This is a genomic window from Enterobacter cloacae complex sp. SYL001, assembly GCF_049237025.1.
In the GTDB taxonomy this organism is placed as follows: domain Bacteria; phylum Pseudomonadota; class Gammaproteobacteria; order Enterobacterales; family Enterobacteriaceae; genus Enterobacter; species Enterobacter intestinihominis.
Window position 1 is genome coordinate 1 of record NZ_JBMKJI010000066.1, and the last position, 1,140, is coordinate 1,140.

General features: G+C 61.5%; 1 protein-coding gene. It reads right to left on the bottom strand.

What is annotated here, in order from left to right; translation table 11 throughout:
* Window positions 1-429: 429 nt before the first annotated feature.
* Window positions 430-930 carry a GNAT family N-acetyltransferase gene (locus ACOTZP_RS23840; protein ID WP_000376623.1) on the bottom strand — a complete coding sequence of 167 codons (501 nt, stop codon included), beginning with the start codon at window positions 928-930 and terminating at the stop codon, window positions 430-432.
* Window positions 931-1,140: the final 210 nt, after the last annotated feature.

The following is a 1,140-nucleotide window of genomic DNA, read 5'->3' on the forward strand; positions in this document are numbered from 1 at the left end:
ATAGTCGAGATTGGTGCAGATCACTTCTGATATTGAACTGTCAGGAGCTGGCTGCACAACAGCCATTACGCCCAATCAACTGGTGCAGTCGTCTTCTGAAAATGACATTTGGTATCTCTCATAAACGGATGTTTTTGAGAGAACTATCTTCGGCCTTCACACGCACGAAAGGCGGCGAAGCTCCGCCGTTAATCCGTCCGCCGGAGATCTCGCCCAGGCAGGCTGAAGGCCGAGCAAGCCTGACAGGCCCGAAAAGCCCGGCACGGGCGTCGGCGGCGATGACGGCGGCGGCATTATCCAGGGTTGATGATGGAAGTGGAGGATATCGACAACCTCTCGCGCAACCAAGACATCGCGGTCGGACTGCAAGTGATCTTGAAGCCACGGGCCCGTCCCACCCCGACATGGACCTCGATGCCCGAACGGACGTTAGATTTCGAGTTCTAGGCGTTCTGCGATGAAGGTTGGATCCCAGCCGGGATTGAAAGTGTCGACGTGGGTGAATCCGAGCCGCTCGTATAGGCCACGCAGGTTCGGGTGGCAGTCGAGCCGCAGCTTGGCGCACCCCTGCGTTCGCGCGGCATGGCGGCAAGCCTCGATCAGCGCGGAGCTGACACCCCGGCCCGCATGTGTCCGTCGCACCGCGAGCTTGTGCAGATATGCGGCCTCCCCCTTGAGGGCGTCGGGCCAGAACTCGGGATCCTCGGCCGACAAGGTGCAACAGCCGACGATGCCGTCGCTGCAACTCGCGACTAGGAGCTCGGATCTCAGGACGAAGGTCTCCGCGAATGTCCGGTCGATCCGCGCGACGTCCCAGGCGGGCGTTCCCTTGGCGGACATCCACGCCGCAGCGTCGTGCATCAGCCGCACAACCTCGTCGATATCACCCGAGCAGGCGACCCGAACGTTCGGAGGCTCCTCGCTGTCCATTCGCTCCCCTGGCGCGGTATGAACCGCCGCCTCATAGTGCAGTTTGATCCTGACGAGCCCAGCATGTCTGCGCCCACCTTCGCGGAACCTGACCAGGGTCCGCTAGCGGGCGGCCGGAAGGTGAATGCTAGGCATGATCTAACCCTCGGTCTCTGGCGTCGCGACTGCGAAATTTCGCGAGGGTTTCCGAGAAGGTGATTGCGCTTCGCA